Source organism: Corynebacterium sp. HMSC071F07, assembly GCF_001810285.1.
Taxonomy (GTDB): Bacteria; Actinomycetota; Actinomycetes; order Mycobacteriales; family Mycobacteriaceae; genus Corynebacterium; species Corynebacterium simulans.
The window spans coordinates 142,647-152,161 of the sequence record NZ_KV800720.1 but is presented as its reverse complement, the minus strand read 5'-3'; the positions used below and the strand labels follow the sequence as shown (position 1 = coordinate 152,161).

The following is a 9,515-nucleotide window of genomic DNA, read 5'->3' as shown; positions in this document are numbered from 1 at the left end:
AGAAAGCATCAAGTCATCATTCAAGAGGTGCAATGATGTATCTGCCTTCAGGAAGCCGTGAAAGGTTGACTGGTGTCTTAATTCAGTGCGAGCGTCAGGATCAGTACTCCGATGGAGAATGCGAGCATGCCTAAGCAGTTGATCCAGAATGCGCTACCGAGGAAGTGGGCGCGGACATGGGCTGCTGCGGCCGCGCAGAAATAGGCGATGACTCCAATCATGGCTGTGATTCCTACGCCGGGGAACCAGAGGCCGGCAATGAGTCCTACGGCGGCGAGGCACTTGATGACAATGAGCGCCCACCACCAGTCCTTGGGGAGTTTGACGCCGCTGAGGCAGGCTTCGATGAAGGGGACTGGTTTGAGGGAGAGGGCGGCGTCGCCAAGCAGAATGGCTGCTAGTAGAAGGGAGGGCCAGGCTGGGGAAGATTCTAGGATCATTGGGTTACTCCGAATGCGGTGTTGAGGCGTTCGATCGATGAGGCGGCTTGGGATGTGAGGTGCTCGGTGTCGTAGATTCCGGCGGCCCAGCCGATGAGTAAGCCGAGGTAGACGTTGTACAGCAGGTCGGCGTACTCGGCCGCATCGGCGCTGCTGAGCCTGGTGCCGAGTCGCAGGGTGATTTCATCGGTCAGGAGCGTTTTGAGTGCGGTGAGCGCTTCGCCTTGATTGCCTTGTTGGATGAGTGCTGCGCCAAAGGCGCGGGAGAGCTCTTCGTGGCCGGTAAACATCTGGAGGAAAGGTCTCAGGACATCGAGAAGGCTATCGGATTGTCCCCGGATGTCATCGTGGAGTTCTGAAATGTGTTGGCCAATGGTGCGGATGAGCAGCGTTTGTTTGTCGCCGACTCCCATGACGGTTCCCACGCTAACGCCAGCTTCGGATGCGATAGTCCGGATGCTGGTGGTGGCGTAGCCCTGAGTGAGGAAGAGTTCGTAGGCGGTGGCTAGGACCTTGCTGACGGTGCCAGCTTTGGCGGCCGAGCGCGATGAGTGAACGTGTTCAGTGAACATGTTCAAAAGGGTAGCTCTTGATGGTTTCGAGGTCAATGACGCCGAAGTGTTGACAGTTGGCGCTAGGCCAGCGTGGGGAAGACGCGGTCGCGCAGCAGGTGTGCAAGCTCGCGGTCGGGGGCTGCTGGGTTGACCCAGGCGGTGTCGCCGATTTCGGCGGCGGCATGGGGTTCGTCGGCGGTGACGGTGCGGGTGTAGGTGAAGATGGTGCCGACGACGACCTCGCCCGGTTCGTTGGCGGCGGGAGCGTCGAAGGTGCCGAGTTTGTTGAGGCTCTCGGCGTCGAGGGTGAGGCCTACTTCTTCGGCAACTTCGCGCAGGGCGGCGTCGACAAGCGCCTCGCCCGCCTCGGGCTTGCCGCCGGGCAGTTGGTACTTGGTGGAGGACTTCTTGCGCACGGTAAGCACGTGGCCTTGTGGGTTGCGGATGACGACGGCTGCTACTTCAATCATGGCTGCTGATTGTAGGCGGCCTAGAGCAGCGGCAGGAGCACGAGGGCGAGATTGAGTGCGATGACCAGCGCGGCAAGCGTCCAGCCCACGGCCATAGACCAGGGTTTCGCGGCGAACTCACCCATGACGTCCCGGGAGCCGGCATAGCGGAAAAGCGGGATGATGGCGAAGGGGATGCCCAGGGAAAGAAGTGCCTGGCTGACCACCAGTGCCATAGTGGGGTCGACCCCGCAGCCGATGATGACCAGCGCCGGGATGAGCGTGACCAGGCGGCGGACTAGTAGGGGGACCTTGATGTGAAGCAGGCCGTCCATGATTTCGGAGCCGGCGTAGGCGCCCACTGACGTCGAGGCGAGGCCGCTGGCCAGCAGGCCGATGGCGAAGAGAACGCCGGCCAGCGGGCCGAGGTGGCTGGCAATCGCCGTGTGGGCCCCGGAGATGGTCTCTGTGCCGTCCACGCCGTAGAGGGCCGAGCCCGCCAGGACCAGCAGGCCCACGTTGACGAGCCCGGCGATGGACAGCGCCACGGCGATGTCCGCGCGGGTGCCGGCCAGCACGTGGGGGATTTCCAGGTCGGGGTAGCGCTGCTTGGTCAGGGAGGAGTGTAGGTAAATGGCGTGCGGCATGACGGTGGCGCCCAACATGGAGGCGGCCAGCAGGATGCTGTCCTTGCCCTCTAGGCGGGGGATGAGGCCGCCGGCCACGTCGGCGGGGTCGGGCGGGGCGATGGCGAGGCCGGCAAGGAAGCCGATGCAGATGACCAGGAGCAGGCCGATGACAAGCCCCTCGAACCACTGGTTCTTCTTCTGGAAGATGAGGAGAATGATGGAGACCGCGCCGATGATGAGCGCGCCCGCGAACAGGGGGAGGTTGAAGAGGAGTTGCAGGGCAATGGCGCCGCCGATGACTTCGGCGAGGTCGGTGGCCGCGGCGATGAGCTCGGCCTGGGCCCACATGCCTAGGCGCGCGCGGCGGGAGAGACGCTCGCCCATGATTTCCGGCAGGGAGCGGTGGGGGACTAGGCCCAGTTTGGCGGAGTGGTACTGGATGAACATGGCCATGAGGTTGGCCACGACGAGTACCCACACCAGGAGGTAGCCGTAGTGGGAGCCGGCGCTGATGTTGGCGGCTACGTTGCCGGGGTCGACGTAAGCCACTGCAGCAACGAAGGCGGGGCCGGTGAGGCTGATTAAGGTCTTACGCATAGGCATCTCCATACCAAAAGTTCAACTACTTGAAGTCTAGTTTTCATCGCCATATGTTCAAGCCAGGGGGGTGGCGATCCCGCGAGAACAAACGGGATGCTTGTGCGACCACGAGGTCTGGTTTTTCGGGGCTGGGTATTTGCGTTCCGGCAGCGAAGCGCGACGCCGCAAGCCCGGGATGTCGCGTGCTTAGTACGGCGCCACTGCAGAGCGATGGGCGTCGATTGTCAGCGTTTCGTTGATGGCGGGGAAGGCGCGCTGGGCGCAACTGGCACGCGGGCAGGTGCGGCATCCGTTGCCAATCGGGGTCGCGGCAGATAGGTCGCCCAGATCAAGGCCCTCGGCATATACCGTGCGGTCAGCATGACGAGCCTCGCAACCCAGGCCAATGGCGAAGAGCTTATTTGTATCGCCGTAGCGGCCCTGGTGGTGCTGAACCGAACGCGAAATCCACAGGTAGTTGCGCCCATCGGGCATCTGCGCGAGCTGGCGGGAGATAACTCCGGGGTTAGAGAAGGTCTCATAAATGTTCCACAGCGGGCAGGTACCGCCCGAGTTGGAGAAGTGGACGCCGGTGGCTGATTGACGTTTGGACATATTGCCGGCGCGGTCCACGCGGACGAACGTGAATGGAATGCCACGCTTGTTCGTGCGCTGCAGGGTAGAAAGGCGCGAAGCCACCGTTTCGTAGCCCACGCCAAAGACCTGGCATAGGTATTCCAGGTCATAGCCCGATTGCTCTGCTTCAGAATGAATAGTGGTGTAAGGAAGGATTGTGGCTGCCGCAAAGTAGCTGGCGATGCCTCGCTTAGCAAGGTTGCGCGAGGCGTCGGAAGTGAAGGGCTCTTCGTCGACAAGGGAGTCGATGAGCTCGCCAGCTTCCAGAAATCCCAGCTCAGCAGCCATTCGGAAGGCGCGCTGCCCCTCGGAGAGGCGGCTGGCGAGGCGGAACGTTCCGCTTTCGCGGTCGAAACGGTGAAGCGTGCCATCCATTTGTGGTGTCGTTACGATCTCGACGCCGTGTTTGTCGCGCAGCCGCGCTGAAAGGGCGGCCTCGGTATCGCGGATGCGGAATTGCGAAACGTCCAGCTCAGAAGCGAGCGTCTCAGCGTGAACGTCTAGTTCATCCAGGTAGTTTTGGCGCGCATAGAAGAAGTCGCGGACTTCGTCGTGTGGCATGGAAAGCGCCTGTGTGCCTGCGGAGCGGCGGGTATCGGTGGCAAGGGACAGTTTGTCGCGAACATTGCCGTAGCGGCGGGGAATCTCCACCAGCGTGCGGGCCACGGTGGGGTGGTTATAAACCAACTCGGACAATTCTTGCAGTTCAACGGGGGAGGGGCATAGCTCCTTGTCTTGGATGACATCCTGGATTTCAGCCAGCAGGCGGGAGTCATCATCGCGGGAGAAGAAGGTGGCGTCGACGCCAAATACCTCAGTAATGCGCAGCAGTACCGGTACAGTTAAAGGGCGGACGTCGTGTTCGATCTGATTGACATAGCTAGCCGAAAGCCCCAGCGTAGAGGCTAGAGAGGCTTGGCTTAGATCCCGTTCGCGCCGCAATTGGCGCAGGCGTGAACCCACGTAAGTCTTACTCATGTGAAAAAGATTACCGGCCCCTGCCATCCTGTAACAGGATTTTTGCAAAGACTGTGTGAAGGTTCTTAACCTCCCTGCGAATAGGGGTAAAAATGTGTGGAGTGTGGGCGGTGTGACTCCTGCGAAAGTTTGACACATAAAGGGGTGAACTAGTCACTCCGAAAATTAGCTGTGACGAACCTCATAGACACCTGGGAATTACGCAACGTGAGTATTGCGTAAAAAGCAGCGTGCAAGGTAAACGGCTTTTCGAATACTCCGTTTTAGGCGATCCTTACCTAAAGAATTTTCTACGGACTGCTCAGGCCCTTAAGAAGAGGCTGCGTTGGCCCGAATTTGACTAGTTGCCAGCAGATAAGGCTGCGTAAGGTAATAGCGACTATGGAGGTGTCATGTCTGTAAAAAATCCTGACCGTGAGGCAATCGCTCACGGCCGCATCACTAACGAAACGATTCGTACTAAGCCTTCCGTACCCACCTGGGCACTGAAGATTACGATGGCCATCACCGGCCTGTTCTTTGCGCTTTTCGTAGTCGGCCACATGGCCGGCAACCTGAAGCTTTACTTGCCGGCACACGACGGCGACGAAGCACTCGATATCTACGGCGAGTTCCTGCGTGATCTGGGTGCACCGCTCATCCCGCACGGCCACCTGCTCTGGATGATCCGCATTGTTTTGCTGGCTTGCGTTATTGCACATATTTACGGTGCATTCGCACTTACCGCTCGCTCCAAGCAGTCCCGCGGCAAGTTCAAGCGCACCAATCTGATGGGTGGCCTCGACTCCTTTGCAACCAAGACCATGCTGGTCACCGGTGCAGTCCTGCTGCTGTTCATCATCTTCCACCTGCTGGACCTCACCATGGGTGTGCAGCCGGTTGCGCCTGAGGCATTCGTGCACGGCGAGGTCAAGGCAAACATGATTGCCACCTTCAGCCGCTGGCCAGTCACCATCTTCTACGTTCTGGCGATGTGCTGCCTGTTCCTGCACCTGACCCACGGCATCCGTCTGGCTGCTTCTGACCTGGGTATCACCGGTGCGAAGTGGCGTCAGGTCTTCGTGATTCTGGCCTACATCATCCCGGCTGTAGTTTGCATCGCAAACATCGTTATGCCGCTGTCCGTCGCCCTGGGTTGGGTCAGCTAAAGGAGCTTTTTAAAAAATGACTAACACTGAACTCAAGCGCGAGCATCCGAAGTTCTCGCACCCGACGTCGATTGTCCCGGGCGTCACCGCAGGTCGCATCCTGGAGTCCCACGAGCCGCACGGCGTTCCGATGAAGGAAATGTGGAGCTACCAGAAGGATCATATGGATCTGGTCTCCCCGCTCAACCGCCGCAAGTTTGAGGTTGTCGTGGTCGGTACCGGCCTGGCCGCTGGCGCTGCTGCCGCAGCCCTCGGCGAGCTGGGCTACAACGTGAAGGTCTTTACCTACCACGATTCCCCACGTCGTGCGCACTCCATCGCTGCGCAGGGCGGCGTCAACTCCTCCCGCCACAAGAAGGTGGACAACGACTCTGCATACCGCCACACCAAGGACACCGTGAAGGGCGGCGACTACCGCTGCCGCGAGTCCGATTGCTGGCGCTTGGCTTATGAGTCCGTGCGCGTTATCGATCACATGAACGCCATCGGCGCACCTTTCGCCCGCGAGTACGGCGGCACCCTGGCAACCCGCTCCTTCGGTGGTGTTCAGGTTTCCCGTACCTACTACACCCGTGGTCAAACAGGTCAGCAGCTGCAGCTGTCCACCACCTCGGCGCTGTACCGCCAGATTGGCCTGGGCAACGTGGAGCTGTTCGCTCACCACGACATGCAGGACATCATCACCTACAACGACAATGGTGTGAAGCGCGCGGGCGGCATCGTTACCCGTAACCTGATTACCGGCGAGCTGAAGGCCTTCACCGGCCACGCAGTAATCCTCGGTACCGGCGGCTACGGCAACGTCTACCACATGTCCACCCTGGCTAAGAACTCCAATGCTGGCGCCATGATGCGTGCTTACGAGCACGGCGCATACCTGGCTTCCCCGGCATTCATCCAGTTCCACCCGACGGGTCTTCCGGTCAACTCCGAGTGGCAGTCCAAGACCATCCTCATGTCCGAGTCGCTGCGTAACGACGGCCGCATTTGGTCCCCGATCAAGGAAGGCGACGACCGCCCCGCCAACGAGATTCCGGAGGAGGAGCGCGACTACTTCCTGGAGCGCCGTTACCCGGCCTTCGGCAACCTCGTTCCGCGTGACGTTGCTTCCCGTGCGATCTCCCAGCAGATCAACAAGGGCCTGGGCGTCGGACCGCTGCACAACTCCGTTTACCTGGACTTCCGCGATGCAATTCAGCGTCTGGGTAAGGACAAGATCCGTGAGCGTTACTCCAACCTCATCGAGATGTACGAAGAGGCAATCGGCGAATCCGCATACGAGACCCCGATGCGTATCGCACCGACCTGCCACTTCACCATGGGTGGCCTGTGGACCGACTTCAACGAGATGACCGCTATCGACGGCCTGTTCGCCGCCGGTGAGTGCTCTTGGACCTACCACGGTGCGAACCGCCTGGGCGCTAACTCCCTGCTGTCCGCATCCGTCGATGGCTGGTTCACCCTGCCATTTACGGTTCCTAACTACCTGGCTAAGCACCTCGGTGAGGACAAGCTGGCTGAGGATTCGGCCGAGGCACAGAAGGCTGTTGCGCGCGCACAAGATCGCATCGACCGTCTGATGGGAGTGCGTGGCAATGACCCGCACGGCCCAGCTCACTACCACCGCCTGCTCGGTGAGATTCTCTACTGGGGCTGCGGCGTTTCCCGTAACGTCGAGGACCTCAAGGTTGCTATCCAGAAGATTCGCGATCTGCGCGGGGAATTCTGGGCTAACGTCCGGATCACCGGCAACGCCAACGACATGAACCAGGTCCTCGAGTACGGTCTGCGCGTTGCTGACTACATCGACCTGGGTGAGCTCATGTGTGTTGACGCCCTGGACCGTGACGAGTCCTGTGGTGCGCACTTCCGTGACGACCACCTCTCCGAGGATGGCGAGGCTGAGCGTGACGATGAGAACTGGTGCTTCGTTTCTGCCTGGGAGCCAGGCGCAAACGCTGGCGAGTTCATCCGCCACGCAGAGCCGCTGTACTTTGATTCGATCCCGCTGATGACAAGGAACTACAAGTAATGAAACTGACACTTGAGATCTGGCGTCAAGCCGGACCGACGCAAGAAGGCAAGTTCGAGACCGTGCAGGTTGACGACGCCGCCGAGCAGATGTCCATCCTGGAGCTGCTCGACCACGTCAACGAGGGCATGGTCGAGGCTGGCAACGAGCCTTTCGCATTCGCATCTGACTGCCGTGAGGGCATCTGCGGCACCTGTGGTCTGCTGGTCAACGGCCGCCCACACGGCCCAGGCCAGAACACCCCGGCCTGCCAGCAGCGCCTGTTCCAGTTCAAGGATGGCGACAAGATCAAGCTGGAGCCATTCCGCTCTGCCGCATACCCGGTTATCAAGGACATGATCGTGGACCGCTCCAAGCTGGACCACGTCATGGAGCAGGGTGGCTACGTCTCCATGGACGCCGGCACCGCTCCGGATGCCGATACCCTGCACCTCAACCACGAGACCGCCGAGTACTCCCTCGACCACGCTGCCTGCATCGGCTGCGGTGCCTGCGTGGCATCCTGCCCGAACGGTGCAGCTCACCTGTTCACCGGCGCGAAGTTGGTTCACCTTTCCCTCATGCCGCTGGGCAAGGAAGAGCGTGGCCGTCGTGCACGCAACATGGTCGATGACCTTGAGCAGAACTTCGGTCACTGCTCCCTCTACGGCGAATGCGCTGACGTCTGCCCGGCAGGCGTTCCGCTGACCGCTGTGTCCGCGGTTACCCGCGAACGTGCACGTGCTGCTTTCCGCGGCAAGGACGACTAAGATATAGTCATTCACAGGAATAACAGGAACGAGAGAAAGTTTCAGCCATGAGCGACAACACCCACGCAGTTGCTGATCACGCAAGTGAGACCTACCCGGAGTTTACCGGCAAGATCCAGGACTCCTACATTGAGGGATACGACCCAGTATCCTTCGGCGCACCGCACTCTTCTTTGCTGCGCACCTCCACCTGGGTCGGCATGGGCCTGATCCTTTCTCTGCTGCCGGCAGCCGGCACCCTGATTTGGGGCCTCGGCGCTGGTGCCTTCCAGTACGGCGTGGGCCAGGAAAGCTCCAAGATTTCCATCATCGTCGGTGCTGCCCTGCTCGTCGTCATCGCTGTCGCTTGCGTTGGTCTCATCCATTACGGTCGTCGTTACTACCGTCAGTACCGTTCTGAGACCGGTCGTATCAACTAAGCTGGTGCGAACTTAGCATTCCTGCCACAGCGCCCTTAGCCATCCTCGATGGAGGCTAGGGGCGCTTTTCATTTCCCTATCTGCACCAGGGAAGAGGTCACGTACCAAATCCGTTAGTACAGTTATACGGAGCAACAAAAGGAGTCACCGCCAACATGAGCATTGCCGTACCAGGCCCTAACCCAGCCGACGTCGCCGAGCGTCGCCGCACGCTACGCAAGTACCAGTGGGGTGTCACCGGCCTTTTGATCTTGGCCGCCGTCATCTTCTTCGCATGTTCCTGGTGGCAGCATCAGGACGCGACTGCTCCGGCGTGGGTGGGGTTTGTGCGCGCGGGCGCGGAGGCTGGCATGGTCGGTGGCTTGGCTGACTGGTTCGCCGTTACCGCTATCTTCCGCCATCCCATGGGCATTCCGATTCCGCACACGGCGCTCATTCCGAAGAAGAAGGATCAGGTCGGCGAGGCCTTGAGCACCTTCGTGGAGGAGCAATTCCTTACCCCGGACGCCCTCTCGGCGAAGATTTCGGAAAACAACATTCCCGAAAAGGCCGGCGCCTGGTTGGCCCAGGAGCCTAACTCGCAGCTAGCCGCGCAGAAGGCGGCCGATATCCTGGCACGCGCTGTCAATAGTTTCGATTCCGCCGAGGCCGAGGATCTCATCCGCACCCAAATCCTCGACCGCATGCTGGAGCCCGAGTGGGGGCCGCCGGTAGGACGTTTGCTGGAAGGCTACATCGCCGACGGCAAAGCAGAGCCGCTTGTCGACGACCTCATTGACTGGGCGCATGCCAAAGTCCTCACCCTTGAAAACGAAGTCATCGAGCTTGTCGACGAAAAGATGCCGGCTTGGCTTCCCCGCTTCGCCCGCGGTATGGCCGGTGACAAGGTTTACGTCTCCATC

General features: G+C 60.3%; 10 protein-coding genes. 5 read left to right on the top strand and 5 right to left on the bottom strand.

The window, feature by feature from the left end:
* Window positions 1–77: 77 nt before the first annotated feature.
* From HMPREF2724_RS12060 to ramB, 5 genes are all read right to left on the bottom strand, one after another.
* The gene (locus HMPREF2724_RS12060; RefSeq protein ID WP_005292602.1) at window positions 78–440 is read right to left on the bottom strand and encodes a DoxX family protein; all 363 of its coding nucleotides are present in this window, start codon (window positions 438–440) and stop codon (window positions 78–80) included.
* The gene (locus HMPREF2724_RS12055; protein ID WP_005292598.1) at window positions 437–1,012 is read right to left on the bottom strand and encodes a TetR/AcrR family transcriptional regulator; all 576 of its coding nucleotides are present in this window, start codon (window positions 1,010–1,012) and stop codon (window positions 437–439) included. Before HMPREF2724_RS12055 ends, HMPREF2724_RS12060 begins: the two co-directional genes overlap by 4 nt.
* A gap of 62 nt (window positions 1,013–1,074) precedes the next feature.
* Entirely contained in the window at window positions 1,075–1,464 is a 390-nt protein-coding gene (locus tag HMPREF2724_RS12050; protein ID WP_005292595.1) for an NUDIX hydrolase, read from the bottom strand.
* A gap of 20 nt (window positions 1,465–1,484) precedes the next feature.
* On the bottom strand, window positions 1,485–2,669 hold the full coding sequence (locus HMPREF2724_RS12045) for an Nramp family divalent metal transporter (protein WP_070588706.1): 1,185 nt from the start codon (window positions 2,667–2,669) through the stop codon (window positions 1,485–1,487).
* A gap of 189 nt (window positions 2,670–2,858) precedes the next feature.
* Window positions 2,859–4,265 carry an acetate metabolism transcriptional regulator RamB gene (ramB, locus tag HMPREF2724_RS12040; protein WP_070588703.1) on the bottom strand — a complete coding sequence of 469 codons (1,407 nt, stop codon included), beginning with the start codon at window positions 4,263–4,265 and terminating at the stop codon, window positions 2,859–2,861.
* A 392-nt stretch (window positions 4,266–4,657) separates the two neighbouring features.
* Here ramB and HMPREF2724_RS12035 point away from each other — a divergent pair, with 392 nt between their 5' ends.
* The 5 genes from HMPREF2724_RS12035 to HMPREF2724_RS12015 all read left to right on the top strand — a co-directional run.
* Window positions 4,658–5,413, top strand: a complete 756-nt coding sequence (locus tag HMPREF2724_RS12035; protein ID WP_061920266.1) for a succinate dehydrogenase cytochrome b subunit — start codon at window positions 4,658–4,660, stop codon at window positions 5,411–5,413.
* Window positions 5,414–5,429: 16 nt separating this feature from the next.
* Entirely contained in the window at window positions 5,430–7,445 is a 2,016-nt protein-coding gene (locus tag HMPREF2724_RS12030) for a fumarate reductase/succinate dehydrogenase flavoprotein subunit (protein WP_061920268.1), read from the top strand.
* Window positions 7,445–8,194 (top strand): succinate dehydrogenase/fumarate reductase iron-sulfur subunit, encoded by a 750-nt coding sequence (locus tag HMPREF2724_RS12025; RefSeq protein WP_061920270.1) that lies wholly within the window; start codon window positions 7,445–7,447, stop codon window positions 8,192–8,194. Before HMPREF2724_RS12030 ends, HMPREF2724_RS12025 begins: the two co-directional genes overlap by 1 nt.
* A gap of 47 nt (window positions 8,195–8,241) precedes the next feature.
* On the top strand, window positions 8,242–8,613 hold the full coding sequence (locus HMPREF2724_RS12020; RefSeq protein ID WP_061920272.1) for a hypothetical protein: 372 nt from the start codon (window positions 8,242–8,244) through the stop codon (window positions 8,611–8,613).
* Window positions 8,614–8,768: 155 nt separating this feature from the next.
* The coding region (locus tag HMPREF2724_RS12015; protein ID WP_141748394.1) for a DUF445 domain-containing protein at window positions 8,769–9,515 on the top strand (747 nt) is incomplete at its 3' end.